This window comes from Streptomyces sp. NPDC006207 (assembly GCF_040613835.1).
GTDB lineage: Bacteria > Actinomycetota > Actinomycetes > Streptomycetales > Streptomycetaceae > Actinacidiphila.
On the sequence record NZ_JBEXSX010000106.1, the window covers coordinates 1 to 19,335 of the forward strand.

Consider the following 19,335-nt stretch of genomic DNA (forward strand, 5'->3'; position numbering starts at 1 on the left):
CGGTGGCGGGCCGGGCGGGGCCGTTGGCGCCGGTCATCGCGGGGTTGCTGGTGCGGGAGCCGGAGCGGCGTCTGTCGGCGGCGGAGGCCGAGCGGGTGCTGCGGGCGAGCGCCGCCGAGACCGAGACCGAGAACGTGTCGCGGGAGGGCCTCGCATCCCCGGTCGGGCCGGCCCCTGCCGTGCGCCCCCGGAGCAGCGGCACCACGACCGCGCCCGTCCGCTTGCCGCGCCCCCGGCGCCGCGGCGCCCCGTTGTGGACCGCCGCCGCCCTGGTGCCCGTCCTCGCAGGCGGGGTCGTGTACGGCGTGCCGCACTTCGGCGACCGGCACCACGGCACGGCGACCTCGCCCTCGTCCCCGCCCGCGGTGACCACGCCGGGCACGCCCTCCGCCTCCGCCGCGGCCGGCCCTTCCCCGTCGGCGGCACCCTCGTACGCACCGCCCCCCGTCCCGGACGGCTACCACCTTGTCGAGGAGCGGGACCGCGGCTTCTCCGTCCCCGTGCCGGACGGCTGGAAGCGCCAGGTGAGCGACGGCGGGCGGCAGTTCGTCTACGTCGACCCGACGGGGCTGGTGGGCCTGCGGGTCGCCGCGCTCGACTTCGCGGGCCCCAGCCCGCTGCAGCACTTCGAGGACGTCGAGGAGCAGATGGTCCCCGACCTGGAGGGCTACGAGCGGCTGCGGATGCAGAGCACCCGGTGGCGCGGGAGGCCCGCCGCCGTATGGGAGTTCACCTTCAAGGGGACGGCCCGGGACTTCCGGGCCGTCGACCTCGGCTTCGGGCAGCCCGGGGAAAAGGAGTTCACCGTCTACCTCTCCGCTCCGTCGGACCGGTGGGGCTCCTACCGGGCCGTCTTCGACAACGCGGTCGCCGGACTCCGCCTCGACGACTAGGTGCGCTGTGCGGGGTCGCCGGCTTCGGCCGCCCCGGCCGGTACCGAGGGGGCGGTGTCCGCGAGGGTGCGCAAGTGCGGCCGGCGGTCGCGGCGGAGGTCCCCGGCGACGAGGGCGACGACCGCCGCGGAACCCACGAACTCCAGCAGGCTCTGGGACGTGTCCACGAGGGACTGCGGCACCGTGCCTGCCGCGTGCGCCCACAACTCCGTGAGCGCCGACGGCATCATGAACAGCGACAGACCCACGGAGAAGCCGGTCGCGACGGGGCGGCGCCGGGTGGCGAGGAACACGCCGGCCCCGCACAGCACCGTCAGGCAGGCCCACTGGTAGGGGGCGGAAACGCCGAGGACCGCCCGCCCGGTGCCCTTGCCGACGAGCAGCTCGCCGAGCGTGCCGGGGCCCACCTCGAAGGCCGTCACCGCGTTCCGGCCGATGTAGAAGACGTTGAGCACCGCCAGCAGCAGGCCGGAGGTCGTGGCCGTGACCTTCACCGGGCGGATCCCGCCACCGGAGACCGCGTCCGCGGCGGAGGCCCCGTACTCCATCTGCCGCGCCAGGACCAGGAGCCCGCCGAGGACGAGGGCCAGCACCACGGCGACGGCGGCGGTGCCGCCGACGGCGCTCACCGAGGCGCCCTTGAGCGTGCCGAACCACGGGTCGGAGGGCGAGTCGAGCAGGAAGTACCAGACCGCGGGCAGCCGGAAGCCGAACGTCACCGCGCACGCGGTCACCAGCAGACCGCCGGCGCCCCGGGTCTGATGGAGCGTCGCCAGTCCGGCGGCCAATTGCAGCGCCGCAAGGCCGAGGTCCAGCGAGGACGTCGCCGACAGGCCGGGCGCGTCACCGGCCGTCCACAGCGCCCATGCACCCGGCAGGCCGCGCACGACGACGTCGCGCACGAGCCAGATCGCCGTCTGGGCGAACAGCGCGAGGCTCAGCACGGCCATGGTGACGCGCACCTGATGAAACGACACGCGCGGATGGTTCACGGTGTGCGGTCTCCTTCGACCTCGGACGGCGGTTGACGCACCAGGGACCGCGCGGCACGGCGATGCGCGAGGCACAGGGGGCGGCGGGCCATCAGCATGACAAAGCGTCAGAGGCGATGGCCAACACCCCTGAGATATCGGCACATCCCTTCCATCGCCGGGCGCGGATCTTCCAATCGGTCGTGCCGGGAAGCCCGGTCGGGCGGGACCCGCGTCAACCGGCCGAGGACGATTCGTCAACGCACAGTCGACGAGGCGTGAACACCCACCGGGTTGACTGATGGGAGCGACAGCACACCACGAACGAAGACGACGGAACGGACACATGGTGGACGTCAAGAACTTCCAAGGGCGCCGTGGAAGCGCCGGCAGGCGGATCTATTTCCCGTGCGCCGGCGGCACGGGCTGAATGCATGCGCATCTATTTGGGTGCCGAGAATTTCTGCGGTGTCATCGGTCGGTAACCGATCACGGATGAGGTCGTCACAGGGTCCCTGCGTGCCTGGTCCGGTGCCGGGTGAACGGCCAGAGTGAGGGACATGGCGGGGAGGGGCCTCGCCGGCGTCAAGAAATTGGGGTTATTCCGATGCAGGTTTCGACTGTCCGCCGTGCCGTTCCCGTTCTCGCTCTGGTCGTGGCCGGTTTCGCCGTGACGGCGTGCGGACCGGATACGAAGGACGCTTCCGGAGCCGGCTCCTCCCCGTCCTCCGCGGCGGCGCCCTCCGGGATCACGTCACCGGCCCGCGGAAATTCGGGCGACGCCGGTTCGGACGGGGAGGACCGGGATTCCGAGGCCGGGTCGTCCGACCGTTCCGCGGGACAGGATTCCGTCGCCGATTCCGGCTCGGGGCGTGAGGGCGGAGCACAGCGGTGCGCGTCCTCGCAGCTCTCGGTTTCCATCGGGGACAAGGAATCCGGCGCGGGCACGACGCATTTCCAGCTGGTCTTCCGGAACACGGGCAGGGCGGCGTGCACGCTCACGGGCTTCCCCGGGGTGTCCTTCCACGGGCGTGACGGCGGGCAGGTGGGCAACGCCGCGGAACGCACCACGGGGACGCCGGTCGCCACGGTGACCCTGGACCCGGACGCCCGCGCCGTCGTCGACGCGCAGGCGCCGAACGGGCAGGCCGGGTACTCCGACGACGCGTGCGCGCTGCGGAGCGTCAACTACCTCGGCGTGTTCCCGCCCGGTTCGAAGGACCAGATCAACGTGGCGTGGAAGGCCTCGCAGTGCAGCGGCCGGGGCGCGGGCGGCCTGAAGGTCGGCCCGGTCCGGCCCGCCCGCTGACCCGCGCGTCCCGGGGGGGTCCGGCCACCGGGCCGGCGGCCGGATCCCCCCAGGCGGCCCGGGGCCGTGACGCATGGAAGCGGAGTGCCGGTCCCACGCTCCACGCGGACGCCGATCTGGCACGGTCGTACTATTCGGTGAGCGGTGCCGTCGGAAATAATGCCGACGAGCAGCCGTCGACGCGCCCGTGGCGTGTCGTACGAGCTGTGCCCGCCCCCGCCGTGCGGTGTTGCCGTCGGCTGACGCGCACTCCCGGCGCCGGGCGCACCCGGTCGTGAACGACCTCGCGGGCAATGAGGCCCGTCTCGGTGACAACCTTGTCAGAGGTGCCGGAGCGCGCTGTGGCCCTCTTGGGCACGGGGCGCCCTGGTGCGGCGTCCGCATCGTCGGGAATCGGCTGAGGTGCTCGGCATCCCCTTGCGGGTGTGTAGACCGGGCGGCCGATCGGGGGTGAACAACATCAATTCAGGTTTCACGTCGATCGCTCAACGCGTTCTGCGGCGGGTGACGGGGCGATCGCGGGAGGATGCGGGTGGAAGGTCAGCGGACGGCGGGCTCGATGAATTCATGGCCGGTTCACGACAGCGCGATAAAGTACCGGGAGAGAATGAGCCTCACGGCCGAACAGGCACAAGTTTCTGAGCGCCATTTCACGCAATGGGAGCGGGGTCCGTTCTCCCACCTCATACGCCTGGCCGTTCCTCGTCCCGCCGTTCACCGCGGTTTTCGATTCGCCGCGAACGGGCACCTCATCGACGGCCTGCTGTCCGCCCAGGTGTACTGCGATTCGCTGACCGGGGTATCGGGCAACAACCACGACCGTGATCCGATCGTGGCCGATCTGGTGACCTCGGGATGGATCGAGTTCCTGGGCGGGAAGAAAAGGCATGCGGTCAGGCCCGGGCAGATCTGCATACGCGACACCAAGTCCTCCTGGGAGTTCTCCTGCTCGCCGGCGACGACCGCGCACGTCATATCGATCCCGCGGCACCTCGTCGTTCCGCGCCTCGGATCGCTCAAGGCGCTCGGCGACGCGTACGTGTCGGACGTCGACGTCCCCGAGGTCCGGTTCTTCGTCAACTTCCTTGAAACGATCAAGAGGAGCAGCGGCGAACTGGCGGGTTCGGTCGCCGCGCAGCGGATGGCCAGGGACGCCGTGGCCACCCTGTTCTCCCGGATCATCTCGGAGCGCCCCGGTCCTGGGCTGGACGACCACCCCAGGGCCGTCGTGGTCGCCGCCAAGAACGTCATAGAGAAGCACCTGGAGAGCGGTGACCTGTCCCCTCCGATGGTCGCCCGGAGCGTCGGGGTGTCCCTGCGGACGCTGCACCGGTGCTTCTCGGCGTCGGACGACTCCGTCATGGCGTTCGCCCGGCGGAGGCGGCTGCAGAGGGCGCACGACGAGCTCATGAACGTGGGCGGCGCGGCCGGGATGTCGGAGATCGCGGCGCGTTGGCACTTCTCGGACGCCAGTCACTTCATCAGGCACTTCAAATCGTTCTACGGGGCCACTCCGGCCGCCTACTTGAGAGACCAGAGAAAGGTCGGTCCGTCATGACCCGAGTCCAGGACCCGCTCGCGCCGGTCGCATCCGCCTACACCGACGTCGTGGAGGGACTGGCCGGCGCGGCCACCGGACGCACCCGCAGGGGTGCGGGCGGCACCCTGCTGGCCGTCACCGGGGCGCCGGTCGCCTCGCTGAACGGCATCCTCGCCCCGGCGCTGGAACCGGATGCGGTAGAGATGGCCGCGCTGGCGGCCTCCGAGCCGTGGGACGTCCCCTGGAGCATCTACGTGCGCGGGGTGCCCGGAGCCGAGGTCACCGAGGTGGCGGCACAGTACGGGCTGACCCGGTTCGACCGCACACCGCTCATGATCAGGAACGCAGCCGAGGGAATGCCGCCGGAGCCCCTCGACGGGTCCCTGACCGTCCGCGCGCTGGGCGGCGGCGAACTCGGCCTGTACGCCGAGGTGATGGCGGAGGGCTTCGAGGCACCGTACGAGTTCTTCGGCATGTTCGCCGATCCGGCCGTCGCCCGCATCGAGGGGTTCACCTGCTACCTGGCCGAGGTGGACGGCGTGCCGGTGGGGACGGGGCTGGAAGCCGTGTCCGGCGGTCTGACGGGGATCTTCAACATCTCCACGCTCCCGGAGTACCGGCGCCGCGGCTACGGGAGGGCCGTCACCATGGAGATCGTGCGTGCGGGCCATGCCGCAGGTGCCACCACCGCGTACCTCTACGCGAGCAGCATGGGCGAATCCGTGTACGCCTCGGCCGGCTTCCGCACCGAGGAGCAGCTGACCATGATCTCGGCCCCGCCGCAGGCGTGACGACCGGTGCGGCCCGGCCCGGACGGTGTCCCGCGCCGCCGCGCCGGGCCGGGGCACCTGGAGTCCCTGCCCTTCACGGCCGCCGGGGGAAGTCGTGCACCATCGCCACCCTCGGCTCCAGGACCTGCCGCGGCACCGTGTGGTCCGTGTGGACCGCCACCGGCATGGTCACCACGACCTCCAGCGAGGGTTTGAGCTCCCCGCCGAGGGCGGACCGGGTGTCCGCGCTGGATCGGGGCTCGCCCTGCCGGGTACCGATCACGAGGGGAACGGTCAGACCGAGGTCCGCCAGGGCTCCTCCGAGGTACCCGGCCGGCAGTGACTCGTGGGGGAGCAGGCAGGACAGGACCGCGGAAAGGAGCCGGTGCTCGTCCTCGGCGCGGTCGGCCCACGCCGTGAGCAGGTACGACAGCCGGAACCAGCGGGGCGGTCGCCGATGCGCGGTGAACGTGCCGGCGGGATCGCGCAGTGCCGCCGCACCGTGCTCCCGAGCGGCCGTCTCCTCCCGCACGTCGTAGAGGTGCGCGTTCACGGTGGGAGCCCCGCGCCGGGTCGCCCAGGCGCGGGTGGGAGCGTCGAAGACGATGTCCGCGGTCCCGCCGGGCAGCGCCCGCGCGGACAGCAGGCGCCGCAGCGCCTCGTCGACCTCGTGGATCACCGGTGGGCTTCCGGGGTGCCGGCGCGTGCGCCCGTTGTGAGGCGGGGCCGCGGCCGCCGGGTGATCACCCCGGCCGCCCTTCCTGCCGTAGCTGCCGCACTTGTCATACCTGTCGTACCTGTCGCGTGTGCCGCCATCGTCGTCACCGTCCTGTCCCACGCGTCCCGGGCGCCGGGCCGGTGGGGGTCCGGCCCGGCGCCCGACCGGCCGTCAGTCCTTGCTGTCCTTGGCCTTCGTGCCGTCGGGGGCGACGGCGAACCAGGTGCCGCCGACGCCCTCGCCCTTGGTGTCCCCGGCCGCCGTGTCCTTGGAGAACTTGTAGACCGGCCAGCCCCCGATGGTCAGCTGATGCGTGCCGTCGGGCCTGGTGACCGCGGAGATCGTGGTGCTGTCCAGCCCCTTGAAGGTGATCTCGTCGTTGACGAGGACGGGCGGCCAGGTGACCGCGCAGGCGTCGACGCAGGTCGCCTTCGAGGGATGGGCGGAGTCCGGGTCGAAGCGGTAGAGCGTCCTGCCCTCACCGTCCACCACGGTGCTGCCGAGACCGTCGTTGTGGCCGAGCTGCACGGTGGCGGGCCAGTAGCCCCCCGACGGGTTGGTCGCCCCGGCCCCCTGACCGCCGGAGGCGCCGTTCCCGGTACCGCCGTTCGCGGTACCGCCGGATCCGGCGTCCTGCGAGGCGGCGGCGGGTGCGGCGGGAGCCTGGGACGCGGATCCGCCGTCGGGGTCACCGCATCCGGCGAGCAGCAGGACACCTCCGAGTGCTGCGGCCATGCCGAGCGATGCGTAGGAACGTGACATTGCTTCTTCCCTTGCTGTGTTCGTACGAGCAGGTGTACATGGCACGCGGGGGCGCAGCGCCCACGGGACGCTGCCGTGCCACCGACAGACAACCGAACGGGCATCCACGTTCCATGGACGTCTCGTTGACGATCCGTTCACGGGCGACCCGGCGCGGCTCCCGGGGGCGGCCGGGGAGGCGGGACCTCACCGCCCCCGTCCAACTCCTTGATCCTGGTCCGGATGTCGTCGCCCCGCCCGTGGCCCATCGCGTCGAAGACGTCCAGGGCGTCGCCCCAGGCGTCCCGCGCGTCCGCCGGCCGGCCCATGCTCAGGTAGGTGTCGCCGAGCCGGCCGAGGGTGTCGGCACTGCCGTACAGGACGCCGATCGCGCGGTAGCGGGAGAGGGCTTCCCGGTAGGCGGACACGGCCTTCTCGTGCTGGCCCAGTCGATGGTGGGCATAGCCGATGCTGTCGTGGGTGTCCGCCGAGCCGCACACGTCACCGACCGCGTCGTGCAGGGGCACGGCCTCCCGGCAGTGGACCAGGGCCTGGTCGTACTGTCCGAGCAGGGCGTGGTACCAGCCGACCGCGTTGAGCGAGCGTGCCGTCGTCACGGCGTCGCCGCTCGCCCGGCTCAACTCCAGCGCCCGTAAGGCGTGGTCCAGCGCGCCGCGTACGTCGCCCTGGCGCTCGGCCAGCCATCCGGCCTGGCGGTAGGCGTTCCCGGCGGTGGCGGCGTCCCCGGTGCCGACGAACAGCTCCACCGAGCGCGCCATGTGCGCACGGGCCTCCTCCATGCGGCCGAGCGTCGCCGTCGCCCGGGCGAGCCCCAGGAGGGTGTGCGCCTCGGCGAGCAGGTCCCCCAGGCGGCGCGTCGCGCCCAGGGCCGCCCGGTGGGTCTCCTCTATCTCGTGCCATCCGAACCGGCGGTCCAGGTAGGGCCTGACGGCCCAGGCGAGTCGCCACGCGTGCGTGTCGAAGGACCGGTCGGAGGCCAGGCCGACGCAGGCGACCAGCGCGGCGTGCTCGGCGTCGAACCATCGTCGTGCCGCTTCGCCGCCGCCCCCGCGGGCGAACTCCTCGACGTACGCGCCCGGCGACGCCGGGGGTATGCCGATGTCGTCCCGGCCCGAGGTGAAGAGCCGCCTCGCGTGGCCGGCGCTGTGCAGGTAGTGGTCCAGCAGCCTGCGGCGCCCCGCGTCCTGCTCGTCCTCCGTCTCCGTCGAGTCGAGCAGTTCGGATGCGTACGCGCCCAACAGGTCGTGCGAGACGAACCGGCCGGGGCTGCGCTCGTCCACGAGGTGGGCCTGGAGCAGTTCGTCCAGCAACCGGCGCGTGTGCGCCATGGAGAACCCGCCGAGGCTCGCCGCGGCACCCGTCCCGGCGTCGGGGCCGGGATGGAGCGCGAGCATCCGGAACAGCCGCGCGGCATCGGCGCCGAGGGCGCGGTAGGAGCAGGCGAAGGCGGCGCGGACGTCGGCCGCGGCGTCGCCGCTGCGGAAGGCGTCGAGGTCACCGGCGCTGCCGTGCAGTTCCGCCGCGATGACCGACAGCGGCATGGCCGGGCGGGTCACCGCACGGCCGGCGGTGATCGCCAGCGCCAGCGGCAGCCGGCAGCACATCGCGACGATGTCCGCGACCGCCTCGGGCTCGGCCGCCGTCCTGGTACCTCCGAGACGACGTGTCAGGAGGCTGTGCCCCTCCGACGCCGACAGCACGTCCAGGGGGATCGGCCGGGCACCGTCGACGGCCACCAGGCCGGCCATCTGGTCGCGGCTGGTCACGATCACCAGGCATCCGGGCGCCCCCGGCAGCAGGGGCCGGACCTGGGCGGCGTCGCGCGCGTTGTCCAGGAGCAGCAGCACGCGCTTGCCGGCGAGCCAGGTGCGGTGCAAGGCCGCCAGCGCGTCGACGTCCTGCGGCTCGCTCCCGACGGTGGCACCCAGGGCGTCCAGCACCGTGCGCAGGGCCTGTTCCGGGCCGAGCGGAGGACCCGCGTGGTCGAAGCCCCGCAGATTGAGGTAGATCTGCCCGTCGGGGAAGCCGTCGGCGACCTGCCGGGCCCAGTGGACGGCGAAGGCCGTCTTCCCGACGCCCGCCATGCCGGTGACGACGCTCACCGCCGCCGCCCCGCTCTCCGCCGGCAGGCCCGTCGCGGCGGACAGTTCGGCCTCCCGGCCGACGAACGTCGCGGGGCCCGCGGGCAATTGGGCCGGCGTCGCCGCCGCGGTGGGAACCTGCCCGCGGGCGGTGTCCACCTGCTCCGTACGGGTCTGCTCCGTACGGGCCTGTTCCGTGCGGGCCTGGGCCGTACCCGTCCGGGCCGCCGGGGCGACGAGGTCGCCGTCCGCACGCAGCACGCGCTGGAACATCCGCTGGAGGCCCGGGCCGGGGTCGACGCCGAGCTCCTCCGCCAGCAGTTCCTGTCCCTCCCGGTAGGTGGCCAGGGCCGCCGCCTGCCGTCCCGACCGGTAGAGGGCGAGCATCAGCATCTCCCGGAACCGCTCGTCGAGCGGGTGCTCGCTCACGAGGCCGGTCAGCTTGCCGACCGCCTGCACGTGCGAACCGAGGTCGATCTCGGCCCTCATGAGCATCGCCTCGCCGGACAGCCGTTGTTCACCGAGCCTGTGCCGCTGGGAGTCCGCGTACGCGCCCCGGACTCCCGACAGGGCGGATCCCTGCCACAGCGCCAGGGCCGCACGTGCGTGCCCGGCCGCCTCCTTCGGGCTCCCCGCGTCGAGGGCGCGCTCCGTCCGGGTGAGCAGCTCCTGGAAGATCCCGAGGTCGAGTCCGTCCGGTGGCATGCGGAGCTGGTAACCGCGTCCCACGGACTGGATCGTGGAGGACGCGCCCTCCCCACCGGGGTCCAGTGCCCGGCGCAGCCGGTGCACATAGGTGCGCAACGTGCCCAGCGCCGAAGCGGGCGCCCGCGTGCCCCACACCGCGTCGATCAGTTCGCCGGCCGAGACCTGGGCACCGTCGGCCAGCAGGAGCGCGGCCAGCACCGCCCGCTGCTGGGGCGGTCCCAGGTCGACCTCGTCCGCACCCCGCCATGCCCTGACCGGCCCCAGGACGGCATAACGCAACTGGTCCTTCAATGGTCTTCCTTCTGGGCATCCCTGATGCCACGCCGTGTGCGGCGGGCCGCCCGCGCCGTGGCCGGCCCGCGCGAACCGCCTTACGTGCCGGTCGGTCGCCAGGTCCAGCTCGGCCGCTGGTAGGCGATCCCGAAGCCGTACCGCAGCATGTTCCGGTAGGAGGGGTTCGGGTCTTCCGGGGTCGAGGGCCCGGTCTCCACGACGAGCCACTCGCAGCCCGCCTCGCGGGCCGCCAGGGCCCGGGCGTGGATGAGGGCCCCCTGCGCCCCGAGGTTGCGCGCCTGCGGCAGGGTCCCTCCCGCGAAGAGGGAGGCCACCCGGCCGTGGATGCGGAGGTTGCCTCCCGCGACGATCTTCCCCCCGCCGTCCCTCACGCCGAAGGGACGCCATGAGGGATGCCCTGCCGTGGCGACGGCGGCGGGTGGGAAACACCGTCCGCCGATCCCCATCGCGGTGGCGACCGTACGTGCCCACTCCGCGGCGTGCTGCGGTCGTACGACCTCCACGGACAGGCCGCCACCCAGGCGGAGGGAGCGGCCGGCGGCGATGACGTCCTCCACCGGAGCGGCGAACTTGACCACTCCCGCGCCGCCCTGCAGCGCGAACTTCTCGGCGATCCGGTCCCAGTCCGCCGGCAGCACGGAGGGCGCGAACTGGAGAACGGCCAGGCCGGGCCGGTGAGCCGTGTAGAAGTCGAGCACGTCGGCGACGAGGCCCGCGGTGACGGGTGTCCCGAAGCCGAACCCGAGCGCCCTGCTCCAGCACCTGTCGGGGTCGTCACCGACCGACAGGCAGACGCCTCCGTGGAGCCGTGCCGCCGCCATGGCCAGGTCGACGCGGTCCTGGCCGGACACCAGACCCTCGAACTCGAACATCTCCTCCGCCTCCGCCGACTCCAGGAGGGGAAGGACGTCGCTCGGAAACCTCATGGAACCCCCGTGATGCGCCGCTCGCCCCGTGCCGCCCCCGCGCCCGCCCGGACCGTCCCGCGGTGCGCGGGGCCGCCCGGCGAGGGCGTGTCCGAGGGCAGGCCGAGGTGTCCGCGACCTGGGCGAAGTCTTCAGGCCCCAGTTTTCCCGGCCGTCGCGGTGATGAATAGAACGGACGTGCCATGTTCGCCTCGCCGTGCACACCTTTTGGCGTGGGGAGCTCCCCGGCCGCCTCACACGACGGTGGTGACGACCGCGTGACGGTCGCTCAGGAGCGGGATGACGCGCTCCAGGGCGAGGTCGCGGAAGTGGGGGCTGTCGCGGTGGGCCTGGAGGGCCGCCCGGTCCTCGTAGCGTTCGACCAGCACGATGTCCCCGTCGTCGGTCCCGTCCGGGTGGAAGACCTGGTAGCCCAGGCAGCCCGGTTCGTCCCGGGAGGCCCGTACCAGTGCCGTGAGCGTGGCGAGGACGGTGTCGCGGCTGCCGGGCGCGGGGTTCCACCGGGCGATCACGACGACCTGGCCCGGCTGGGCGTCGGTCAGCGGCCACGTCGCCTCGGGGGTGTCGTTCATCGGCTCGGTGCTCCCGTCGTCCGCGGCGTCGGTGGCGCGCACACCGGCCACCCAGGGGCATGGTGGCACCCGTCCACGGGGAGGCCGGTGCCCTGGGCGGCGTGTCCCCTCCCCTTCGCCCGGAGGCCGGACGGCTATTCGAGTCCGGCCAACCGCGAACCCGACCTGGCACGCCGGGGCCGGCCCGCCCGAAGCGGGCCGGCCCCGGACCCGGCTGCCTCAGACGGCGGCCCCGGCCGGCTGCCGGGGAGACTCACGCAGTGCGCTCTCACGCTTGGGCAGGGCGACGCAGGCCAGCGCGGTCAGCAGCGAGACCGCCGCGGTGAAGAGCGCGACGGGCCAGGAGGAACCGCCCAGTGACAGGAGGTAGGTGGCGACCATCGGGCCGAAGCCGCCACCGACCGCGGCGGCCAGGTGGTAGCAGAGGCTGCTTCCCGTGTAGCGGACCTCCCGCGCGAACAACTCCGCCACCTCGCCGGCGAGTACGCCGTACCCGGACCCGATGAAGACCATCGCCCCGCCCACCGCCACGTAGAGCAGGGCCGGCTCACGCGTCTGCATCAGCGCGAAGGCCGGGAACGCCCAGACGAGCAGCGCGGACGTCGAGATGACGGCCACCCGGCGAGCCGTGATGCGACGGGCCGCGAGGACGCCCCCGTAGATGAAGGCTCCCTGGACGACGGCCGCGATCAGGTTCGCGGGGAGCGCGATCGAGGCCGGCATGGACAGCGTCGTCGTGGCGTAGCTGAGGACGAACGAGGTGAGCAGGTAGTAGGTGAGGAAGACCCCGGAGAAGGCGAGCGTGCCGATGAGGACCTGCCGGGACCCGCTCCTGAGGACCTGGAAGAACGGCACCCGGGCCCGCTCCTGCCGCTCCGCCGCCGTGGCGTACTCGCGGGTCTCGGACACCTTCACGCGGATGTACAGGCCGACCGGGACGAGCAGCGCCGACGCCAGAAAGGGTATGCGCCATGCCCAGTCCCGGAGTTGCGCCGTCCCGACGGAGGTGCTCAGCACGGTGAAGACGGTCGTCGCGAGCAGCAGACCGCCGGGGCTCCCCAACTGTGCGAAGGAACCGTAGAGCGTCTTCTTCCGCTCGGGGGCGTTCTCCGTGGCGATGAGCACGGCCCCCGCCCATTCGCCGCCGACCGCGAGGCCCTGCACGAGCCGGAGGACGATGAGGAGGATCGGGGCCGCCACGCCGATGGCGGCGTAGGTGGGCAGCAGGCCGATGAGGAAGGTCGCGCTCCCCATCGCCAGGAGCGTCACCACGAGCGTGCTCTTCCTGCCGAAGCGGTCACCGAAGTGGCCGAACACGACGGCCCCCAGGGGACGTACGAAGAAGCCGACCGCCAGCGTCATGAACGACAGGAGTTTTCCGACCAGGGGGTCTTCCGAGGGGAAGAACACGTCGTTGAAGACCAGTGCCGTCGCGGTGCCGTAGATGAAGTAGTCGTACCACTCGATGGCCGTGCCCACGAACGAGGCGGCGGCTATGCGGAGCGGGGACGTGGTCGAGTGGGTCGCGCTGGTGCTCATGAGTCACCTCTCGTCGGTGGCGCCATCGTCAGTGAGCCGATCCGTAGCCGCCGCCACCGCCGGTGCGGACGGTGATCCTGTCTCCGCGGTTGAGGATCTCCTGGTACGTGCAGTCGAGGACCTCGACGCTGCCGTCGGCCCGCTCGATCGTGAAGTTGCCCGTGCCGCCCTGGTCGCCGCCCTTGATCCCGGCGGCTCCGACCGTGTGCCGGTCCGCGTACCCGGCGACCGAGACTCCGTCGGTGGTCGCCACGTAGGTGCGGCTGATGCCGCGTCCGCCGCTGTGGGCGCCGGCCCCACCGGAGCCGTCCACCAGCGCGTACTCCTCGATCCGAAAGTGGTCGAAGTCCGTCTCCAGGGCCTCGACGGGAGCGTTGGCGCAGTTGGAGATGGGGTTGTCCAGAGCGTCGGGCCCGTCGTGATCGGCGCACGCGCCCCAGCCGCCGCCGAGGATCTCCAGTGACACCTGGTAGCCGTCGGTGCCACGCTTGCTGACCGCGATCGCCGTGGTGGTGTCGAATCCGGTCGCCACGGCACGCTCGGGCAAGGCCTGTCCGAGCGCCCGGACGACCGCGTTGAAGACCCGGGAGGCCGGCGTCAGCCGCGCGCGTACGGCGGCCGGTGGCCGCGGATTGAGTACGGAGCCGTAGGGGGCCGACACGGTGATCGGACGGTTGCAGCCCTCGTTGAAGCCGATGTCGGGCGAGTCCAGCATGCATCGGACGGCCGACTGGACGGCTGAGACGGTCGACGCCATCGGGCAGTTGACATTGCCGAGGATCTGTTCGGAACTGCCGCCGAAGTCGACGGAGATCTCGGTGCCCGAGACGGTGACCTCGGCCTCCACCCGGGCCTGGCCGGCTCCCCACGGGGTGGCGTCGAACGTCTCCACGGCGCGGTAGACGCCGTCCGGGATGAGGCCGATGGCCGCACGGACCCGCTTCTCCGCGTAGTCCTTGACGTCCGTCATCGCCTGGAGCACCTCGTCCCGGCCGTGCCGTCGAACGAGATCGGTCAGCCGCCGCACCGCCGTGCCGCTCGCGGCGAACTGCGCCTGGAGGTCCCCGATCACCGCATCGGGGACCCGTACGTTGGCCGCGATGATCTGGCGGACGAAGCCGTTCGGATCGTCGAAGTCCCGCGAGACCGAGAAGCGGGAGAGCGGCAGCCGCAGCCCCTCCTGATACAGCTCCGTGGCGTGCGCCGAGAGTCCGGCGTGCGAGCCTCCGATGTCGACGTGATGCGCGGTCGAGGCACCGAAGCCGATGAGTTCCCCGTCGACGAAGACGGGGGTCAGCAGGTAGATGTCCTGGAGGTGCTGGCCACCGTGGTACGGATCGTTCATCAGCAGCGCGTCGTCCTCCGTCAGGTCCGCGAGGTCGATGCGCCGGGAGATCCCCTGCAGGGCGAGCGCGATGCCCGCGGTCATGATCGGTATGCACTCGGCCTGGGCCACGACCTCGCCCTTGGCGTCGGTCAGGGCCACGGAGAAGTCACGTGCCTCGCGGACGATGGACGAGATGGCCGAGCGGCGCAGGTTGACCGCCATCTCGCGGCCGATGGCATCCAGACCGGTCTTGATGACGCTCAGCTGGCTGGGGGCGAGATGCATGGTCAGTTCCGTTCCAGGAGGAGGTTGGTGTGGGCGTCCACGGATGCCGACCAGCCCGTCGGGACGAACGTCGTGGAGGTGCCGTCCTCGATGACGGCAGGGCCGATCTGCCTGCCGCCGACCGGCAGGCTGCGCCGGGAGCGGAAGACGGCGTCCACGACGGCGCCGTTCTCGGTGACCGGGTGGGTGCTGACGGGCAGCTCCGCGTCGATGTCCACCCGGGGCAGCACCAGTGGCGGCCGCGGTCGGGTCACGGTGAGCCGCACCGTGACCACCTGGACGGGACGGTCGCTCTCCGCGTGGCCGTACCGGCGGGCGTGCACCTTGTGGAAGTGCCCCACCAGCCCGTCGACCGTCGTCGAGGGCCCGTCGGGCAGGTCGACCGGTACCTCGAAGCCCTGCCCGCCGTACCGCATGTCGGCGGCGAAGGAGAAGCCCGCGTCGTCCAGGGCGACACCCTGGGCCCCGAGCTGCTCCTCGGCCGTGGCGCGCAGACCGTCCATCACCGGCCGCAGGCATTCCTCCCCCAGTGCGGCCGCGTCGCTCAGGTACGTCTGGGAGAACTCCCTGCGGAATCCCGCCGTCAGCAGGCCGTAGGCCGACGCCAGGCCGGCGTGCGGCGGAACGATCACCCGCGTCATCCCCAGGTCCTCGGCCACGGTGGCGGCGTGCAGCGGTCCCGCACCGCCGTAGGCGACTAGGGTGTAGGACTTGACGTCGTGACCGCGCTCGGTCGTGGTGACCCGGATGGCTCCGGCCATCGCCACGCTCGTCAGCAGGTAGACGTCCTCGGCGATCTGCTCCACCGTCCGGCCCAGCCGCTCCGCCAGGGGAGCGAGGGCCCCCCGGGCGGCCGAGGTGTGCAGGGTGTGGCGTCCGCCGAGGAAGGTCTCGGGGCGGAGCAGCCCCCGCACCGCGTTGGCGTCGGTGACGGTGGGCCGGGTGCCGCCCCTGCCGTAGCACACCGGTCCCGGGTCGGCACCGGCCGATCGGGGGCCGACCGTCAGCAGACCACCGCTGTCGACGTCCACCAGGCTGCCGCCGCCCGCTCCGACGGCTGTGATGTCGACCATCGGCACCCTGACCGGAAGCCCGTCGGCGAGCACCTCGGTGGTGAGTTCCGTCCGTCCCTCGTGGACGACGGCGACGTCCGTGCTGGTGCCGCCCATGTCCATGGTCACGATGTTGCGGACGCCGGCGTTCTCGGCGACGGCTATGGCGCCGGCCACGCCGGCCGCCGGCCCGGACCGCAGCATGCTCAGCGGGGCCGACGCCGCCGCGCGGGCCGGGACCATGCCGCCGTTCGACTGCATGACGTGCAGCTCGGCGACGCCGCCTTCGTGGGCCGAAGCTTCCAGATCCGCCAGGTAGCGCTGGATGCGGGGGCGCAGGAACGCGTCGATCGTCGTGGTCGTGGTGCGCTCGTACTCTCGGAACTCACGTGCGCAGGAGCTGGAGAGGGACACCACCAGGCCGGGGAACTCCGCCGCGGCCAGCTCCGCGATCCGCTCCTCGTGCGCCGGTTCGGCGTAGGAGTGCAGCAGGCTGACCGCGACCGCGTCGGCCCCGCGTTCCGTGAGGTCCGCGAGCGCGGCACGCACGCTGTCCTCGTCGAGCGGCTGGAGAACGGCACCGGAGCGGTCGAGGCGCTCCGACACCTCCGCGACCAGTTCGCGGGGCACCAGCGGGGCCGGCTTGCGGTAGGCGAGGTCGTACATGCTGGAACGGTCCTGGCGCTGCAGCTCCAGCAGGTCGCGGAAGCCCCGGGTCACGATGAGCCCGACCCGTGCGCCCTTCCGTTCGATCAGCGCGTTGGTCGCGACGGTCGATCCGTGGAGGAGCACCGCGTGGTCACGCAGGGCGGGATCGAGGTTCCGCAGACCGGTGGTCACCGCCCGGTCAGGATGGGAGGGGGTGGAGAAGACCTTGTCGGTCGCGCGGAGGACCCCGTTGTCGTCCAGCACCACGAGATCGGTAAATGTGCCGCCGCATTCGACGCCGATGCGCATGTTGTGTCCTCGCTGATGGTTGAGGTCAGTAACTGGGCGGTGCTATCGCCCACAAGACCGTGGCTGTTGCGTTTCCGACCTCTCGGACGCGATGGGGTTCGCTGCTCGAGTAGGTGATCGAATCGAGTGCGGACAACCGGTGGACGGCCTCGGCGACCGTCACCTCGACTTCGCCGGAGATCACGAGCAGCAGTTCCTCCGAGTCGCCGTGGCTGTACGGTTCGACGCCTGTCGAGCCGCCCGCCTCGAAAACCCCGATGAAGGCTTCGAGGTGGTTGAAGTGCTTCGGGGTGAGCCGGAGCTTGCGCCCGTCGACCCCGAAGGAGAATCCCTGCTGATCGGTGAATCTGGTGACCGCCGGCCTGTTGTCCCAGGAAGCGGTGAAGAGATCACCCACCTCGAGCCCCAGCACCTTCGCGATCTTCTGCAAGGTCGCGATGCTTCCCGAGTGGACGCCCCGCTCGAGCTGTGACACGAAGCCTTCCGACAGGCCGGCCGCTTCCGCCACGTTCCGCAGCGTCAGCCGGAGAGCCAGCCGCCGTTGCCTGAGCCGAGCACCGATGTGATCGGCCTCCATGTCCTGCTTGGCGGTCGATGACTCCGGGGACTTGACCATGACCCTCCGATCGTTGAGGTGAAATTACATACGACTGAGCCCGTGCACAAGAGCCTTGTGGAATTGCCTCAGATCTCTGAGGTGAGCTCAAGGTGCGCCCACCGCCGCGAGGTTGGCGCTGGTCAGCGGTTTCGCCGACGAGTCGGTCGTCGATCCACGGCGACGCCAGGATGGCACGCGGGTTCTATCGACCGACGGTGCGCTCGGGGATAGTGGGAGCGGCTGTCGCCGGCGGGTCGGCCCTGCCCTGCCCCGGACGTGATGCGGCCGTTCGGACGGGGTGGATTCCCGGGTCGGGACGGGCGCCGGCGGGGAAAGGCCGTGCGGGCGCCGGCACCTCGGTCCGGTGCGCCTCGTCGTCGCCTGCCGCGCGTGCGGCCGGCCGCGGCTTGCGCTTCCGGATCGCGCGGTGAAGCCCTCTCACCCCCCGGATGTTGGAAGGATTCGATGGCAGCCTCTCCTGACGAGCCGACGGCTGCGGACGACGAGGCGGGGGCCGTGCGCCGCCGCGGCCCGTCGCCGTTGCCCCGGCGGACGCGGAGGACGAACGCGATCGCCGAGGCCGACGCCACCCGGAGCCAGGACCCCCCGGACTGGACCACGCACAGGACCGAGACGCTGCGCGCCAGGCAGGCCGCCGCCCTTCCGGTCGAACCCGAGGACACGTCCGGAGGGTCGCCGTCCGGCTATGCGGACGGATTCGCGGCCGGGCTCGCCTTCGCCTCGTACCCCGAGGTGCCCGTGGCCGAGGGCGGTCCGACGCCCGGAGCTGAACCGCACGGGGGCGCCGGCCGGGAGGGGACCGCGCTCGCGGCCCCCCGTACCCGCGGGCCCCGGCGGCTGCTGCTGGCGGGCGCCTGCCTGGTGGCCGGCCTGCTGCTGTGCGTCCCCTTCCTGTTGCGGGGTTCGGACCCCGGCGAGGGCGGTTCGGCGGCCGCTCCCCGCCCCGGCTCCGTGCCGGGCACCGGGTCCTCCTCGGTCGGCACCGTCCCGGCGAGCCCGCTCGACGTGACGCGCCCGTCCCCGGGACGGGCTCCGGGGCAGTCGTCCGCGGGCGATGCCGAGAGCGAACTCCCGCCGTCCCCTCGGGATCCCGAACCCGGTGAGGCCGCCCCCGGGGCGGAGAGCGGCGAGGTTCCCGTTTCCGCGAGACCCTCCTCCTCCGAGGTGGCTCCAGGTGTGGCGATACGCAGTCACGCTTCCCGAAGGTGCATCGACGGCGGCCCCGTGGAGGGCGCGCCGCTGAGGCTCCGGGACTGCACGGTCAGCGCCGGACAGTCATGGCGGATCGTGCCGGAGGACAGGAGCATCAGGATCTCGGGCACGTGCATGGACGTCGCGGGCGGATCAACGGCCGACGGTGCGGCCGTCCGACTGGCCGACTGCAGCGGCGCCGCCTCCCAGAGGTTCCGGCTCAACCCCGCCCACGACCTGGTCAACCTCCAGGCCCACAAGTGCGTGGAGGCCACGGACCCGTACGGAGGCAACGGCACGGCGCTGCGGCTGTGGACCTGCACGGGCGCGGACAACCAGAAGTGGAGTTCGGGCTGATCCCTCGGCCCGCGGGTCACGCGGAGGGGGAGGGGGGCAGCGGCACGCATGATCAATGGAATTGTCTCCCTCGTTCAATGAAGTCCAGGTGGGAGGCACTACGTTTGAAAGTGGCACCCCGCGTGCCGCTTCCACGTGTCCGGCCCCTCGTACGGCCGTCGGCCCCCGGCATTCTTCGTGGCGACGAAGCCGCCGCAGGTGTCCGGGGGACGCGTGAAATTCCGCTCCCGTGCCGCATCGCATGACGACCGGGTGCTTTTCGTCCCCCGCGCGTATTCCTGACGTGCTGAAAGTCTGAGGAGAATGCAGTGTCCGAACAGCGGACCGACGGCCCGGCACGGCCACCGGTGGTGACCACCACCCGCGCGGTCGCCGGTGTCTGCCTCGTCATCCCCTTCGTCGCCATGCTCTGGGTCGGCTCGTACGCGAAGCTGACGCCGGAGTTCATCGGCATCCCGTTCTTC

Annotated in this window: 16 protein-coding genes; 6 read left to right on the plus strand and 10 right to left on the minus strand. The window is 72.1% G+C overall.

Features of this window, described 5'->3' with window-relative positions; translation table 11 throughout:
• The coding region (locus ABZ312_RS43160; protein WP_500440052.1) for a serine/threonine kinase C-terminal domain-containing protein at nucleotides 1-893 on the plus strand (893 nt) is incomplete at its 5' end.
• On the opposite strand, the gene ABZ312_RS43165 is transcribed toward ABZ312_RS43160, so the two are convergent.
• Complete coding sequence (locus ABZ312_RS43165) at nucleotides 890-1,870, minus strand: hypothetical protein (RefSeq protein WP_500440053.1); 981 nt, start codon at nucleotides 1,868-1,870, stop codon at nucleotides 890-892. The two genes, ABZ312_RS43160 and ABZ312_RS43165, sit on opposite strands and share 4 nt — an antisense overlap.
• A 601-nt stretch (nucleotides 1,871-2,471) precedes the next feature.
• Here ABZ312_RS43165 and ABZ312_RS43170 point away from each other — a divergent pair.
• The 3 genes from ABZ312_RS43170 (at nucleotide 2,472) to ABZ312_RS43180 (ending at nucleotide 5,504) form a co-directional block, all read left to right on the plus strand.
• Nucleotides 2,472-3,173 carry a DUF4232 domain-containing protein gene (locus ABZ312_RS43170; RefSeq protein WP_500329028.1) on the plus strand — a complete coding sequence of 234 codons (702 nt, stop codon included), beginning with the start codon at nucleotides 2,472-2,474 and terminating at the stop codon, nucleotides 3,171-3,173.
• Nucleotides 3,174-3,780: 607 nt separating this feature from the next.
• Nucleotides 3,781-4,731, plus strand: a complete 951-nt coding sequence (locus tag ABZ312_RS43175; RefSeq protein ID WP_500359783.1) for a helix-turn-helix domain-containing protein — start codon at nucleotides 3,781-3,783, stop codon at nucleotides 4,729-4,731.
• Nucleotides 4,728-5,504, plus strand: a complete 777-nt coding sequence (locus tag ABZ312_RS43180) for a GNAT family N-acetyltransferase (RefSeq protein WP_500440054.1) — start codon at nucleotides 4,728-4,730, stop codon at nucleotides 5,502-5,504. Before ABZ312_RS43175 ends, ABZ312_RS43180 begins: the two co-directional genes overlap by 4 nt.
• Before the next feature lie 73 nt (nucleotides 5,505-5,577).
• Here the strand turns inward: ABZ312_RS43180 and ABZ312_RS43185 are convergent, their stop codons facing one another.
• From ABZ312_RS43185 to ABZ312_RS43225, 9 genes are all read right to left on the minus strand, one after another.
• Nucleotides 5,578-6,162 (minus strand): Pvc16 family protein, encoded by a 585-nt coding sequence (locus ABZ312_RS43185; protein ID WP_500329025.1) that lies wholly within the window; start codon nucleotides 6,160-6,162, stop codon nucleotides 5,578-5,580.
• Between the two features lie 210 nt (nucleotides 6,163-6,372).
• A complete protein-coding gene (locus ABZ312_RS43190; protein WP_500329024.1) occupies nucleotides 6,373-6,963 on the minus strand; it encodes a hypothetical protein in 591 nt (196 codons plus the stop codon).
• A gap of 137 nt (nucleotides 6,964-7,100) precedes the next feature.
• A complete protein-coding gene (locus ABZ312_RS43195) occupies nucleotides 7,101-10,043 on the minus strand; it encodes an AfsR/SARP family transcriptional regulator (RefSeq protein WP_500440055.1) in 2,943 nt (980 codons plus the stop codon).
• 80 nt (nucleotides 10,044-10,123) lie between these two features.
• Complete coding sequence (locus ABZ312_RS43200) at nucleotides 10,124-10,972, minus strand: GNAT family N-acetyltransferase (protein ID WP_500440056.1); 849 nt, start codon at nucleotides 10,970-10,972, stop codon at nucleotides 10,124-10,126.
• A 233-nt stretch (nucleotides 10,973-11,205) separates the two neighbouring features.
• A complete protein-coding gene (locus ABZ312_RS43205; RefSeq protein WP_500329021.1) occupies nucleotides 11,206-11,595 on the minus strand; it encodes a putative quinol monooxygenase in 390 nt (129 codons plus the stop codon).
• Nucleotides 11,596-11,763: 168 nt separating this feature from the next.
• On the minus strand, nucleotides 11,764-13,083 hold the full coding sequence (locus ABZ312_RS43210; protein ID WP_500329020.1) for an MFS transporter: 1,320 nt from the start codon (nucleotides 13,081-13,083) through the stop codon (nucleotides 11,764-11,766).
• 28 nt (nucleotides 13,084-13,111) lie between these two features.
• Complete coding sequence (locus ABZ312_RS43215; RefSeq protein ID WP_500329019.1) at nucleotides 13,112-14,695, minus strand: hydantoinase B/oxoprolinase family protein; 1,584 nt, start codon at nucleotides 14,693-14,695, stop codon at nucleotides 13,112-13,114.
• Nucleotides 14,696-14,697: 2 nt separating this feature from the next.
• Complete coding sequence (locus ABZ312_RS43220) at nucleotides 14,698-16,704, minus strand: hydantoinase/oxoprolinase family protein (RefSeq protein ID WP_500440057.1); 2,007 nt, start codon at nucleotides 16,702-16,704, stop codon at nucleotides 14,698-14,700.
• Nucleotides 16,705-16,729: 25 nt separating this feature from the next.
• A complete protein-coding gene (locus ABZ312_RS43225) occupies nucleotides 16,730-17,320 on the minus strand; it encodes a helix-turn-helix domain-containing protein (RefSeq protein ID WP_500329017.1) in 591 nt (196 codons plus the stop codon).
• A 447-nt stretch (nucleotides 17,321-17,767) separates the two neighbouring features.
• Between ABZ312_RS43225 and ABZ312_RS43230 the strand changes: the two genes are divergently transcribed.
• Both ABZ312_RS43230 and ABZ312_RS43235 read left to right on the plus strand, forming a co-directional pair.
• The gene (locus ABZ312_RS43230) at nucleotides 17,768-18,871 is read left to right on the plus strand and encodes a ricin-type beta-trefoil lectin domain protein (protein ID WP_500440058.1); all 1,104 of its coding nucleotides are present in this window, start codon (nucleotides 17,768-17,770) and stop codon (nucleotides 18,869-18,871) included.
• Between the two features lie 347 nt (nucleotides 18,872-19,218).
• On the plus strand, nucleotides 19,219-19,335 hold a 117-nt coding region (locus tag ABZ312_RS43235), incomplete at its 3' end, for a DUF3311 domain-containing protein (RefSeq protein ID WP_500440059.1).